The 1,617-nt window shown below is 49.8% G+C and carries 2 protein-coding genes; one reads left to right on the top strand and one right to left on the bottom strand.

Annotated elements, in window-relative coordinates; all coding sequences use genetic code 11:
• Positions 1 to 195 (bottom strand): MarR family transcriptional regulator (locus tag L880_RS36750; protein ID WP_342669194.1); only part of this gene is annotated, 195 nt, incomplete at its 3' end.
• 205 nt (positions 196 to 400) lie between these two features.
• Here L880_RS36750 and L880_RS35965 point away from each other — a divergent pair.
• The gene (locus L880_RS35965) at positions 401 to 1,321 is read left to right on the top strand and encodes a hypothetical protein (RefSeq protein WP_157463075.1); all 921 of its coding nucleotides are present in this window, start codon (positions 401 to 403) and stop codon (positions 1,319 to 1,321) included.
• Positions 1,322 to 1,617 lie beyond the last annotated feature (296 nt).

Genomic DNA, 1,617 nt, shown 5'->3' on the forward strand with positions numbered 1-1,617 from the left:
GCTGCGCGCATCCTCGGGGTTGGGCACCCGCTGCACCCAACCAGACGATTCCAAGCCCTTGAGGCGGTGCGTCATGGTGCCCGAGCTGACCATCACAGCAAGAGCAATGCACTTCAGCGGCCAAAGTAGATCCCTAGCGCTCACTTCTAAATCAGGCTGCCCTCGAGACCACCGGGCTAGTGCGACATCGACCACATCATGGACGATTTCTTTCGCTGGAGTGGCCCAACACCGAACGGGGCGAATTCGGATTTACTTTCGCCCACATTAAGGCCCCACTCGTCAGCCGAAATATAAATATCAACACAAACTTTCACCACTTACAAAGCAAACACCCTCTCCTCTAAACAGAAGCCATAAACTGCGCCCAAATATTTAAATCAAACCAAAGGAGTGGGCTATGCCTCGTATTTTCAAAAACATACTATTGATATCAGCACTGGTATCCATCGTGAACATAGCGGATGCAAAGCCCCCAGTCAACGACCCTGACCTCTATCTACTTGAACAAGTAGGCAGACAATGGGATTGGAACAACGGCTTCCCCATATCCCTCACCTTTGCTGCAACCAAGAATTTTGGAAGTATAAAAAATCAAGGCTACGCATTTGCGACTTACGCAAATGGAGCCTACAAGCTCAGAGACGAGACTATCAATTTAATCGACGCAAAGGGCCCTCATTTTTTATACGCACAAAACAACACATACAAGCCAGCTGGAACAACAACCCAGTGGATGGTCTTCACGATGACTTTGAACAACATCATGAGTCAACCAGGGCTATTGGGGCACTTTCCAATTTTGGGCAGAGCAAAATTCTTAAAGGATGGCTATCACTACAGTGGTCGTGGACTAGCCATTTTCCCTGGAAAGTCGCCAAACAATCAAACTTATGTGCAGTACGCCGGCTTCAGAAATGAAGTCATGCTAGTTGATTCAAACGGCAACTCACCATTAGGCCAAGGCAGCAATCCTCATAACATTGCGCCAGTATGCAATGAATTCAACAAATTTATTTCTGGAAGTTGCGGCCCTGACGGGAATGGAACAAACACTTGGCCCAACGGAGAAACCGTCTACCTGAAAGATAACCACCCATACAAAGTCGCCATGCATATCACCCCTTGGGGGTCAGCCTACTGGATTTTCGACGCCACGACCAATCACGAGTTACAACACGGCAGTTGGTATTCACCGGTAGACCCAATTCAAAACGGAATTGGGTTTGGATTCTCGATGATATGTAATGGTGACTGCCTATCATCACAATGGTCAAGCTACTCCTTGAAATTCACCAATATCTCTGGCGGCTGGTTCTAACGACTTCAATCTGACTGCCGCAAAGAATCCAATAATCGGGTGGCGGGAAAGGTTCCGTACCCGAACGACAAGTAAGCAATACCCAACCACGGCTTACTTACGCTTCGTCGTGGCAAGCATGAGGTCCATGCCTCTTGAACCGATCGGGCTCACCATGGCCCGCATCTGAATCAACCAGCCCTCGAGGCTGGCTTTTTCATAGGGCTGGCTCGAGCGAGGCCAGCAGACGGGCCAGTCCGTCATCCAGCACCTGCTGATCGGTCACCGACAGCGCGGCCAGCAGCGCCCGTTCGTTG

Origin of the sequence: Curvibacter gracilis ATCC BAA-807, from assembly GCF_000518645.1 — a bacterium.
Lineage (GTDB): Bacteria > Pseudomonadota > Gammaproteobacteria > Burkholderiales > Burkholderiaceae_C > Curvibacter > Curvibacter gracilis.